Raw genomic sequence first — 233 nt, 5'->3', positions numbered from 1 at the left:
CGATCACCGGCACGGACAAGTCCCTCGACTCAGCCCTGAGACGCCTCGTCCGGCCGGTGGCGGACCGGGCGCGCTATTACCTGATCCTGGTCGCGCAGATCGGCGGCCTGCTGGCCCTGCTGAAGATCTCGCACGGCGTCACGGCGATCAACACTTACTACGGGGTGGCGCTCCCCGTGGCGCTGGCCCTCGCGATGACGCGGGTGCGCTTCGCCGCCGCCGATCTCGCCGCG

The 233-nt window shown here is 70.8% G+C and carries 1 protein-coding gene; it reads left to right on the top strand.

The window, feature by feature from the left end; translation table 11 throughout:
- Positions 1 to 233 (top strand): hypothetical protein (locus KZZ07_RS27485; RefSeq protein WP_219520226.1); only part of this gene is annotated, 233 nt, incomplete at both ends.

It is taken from the genome of Mameliella sp. CS4 (genome assembly GCF_019392335.1).
Lineage (GTDB): Bacteria > Pseudomonadota > Alphaproteobacteria > Rhodobacterales > Rhodobacteraceae > Antarctobacter.
This window is presented reverse-complemented; position numbering and strand designations above follow the sequence as displayed.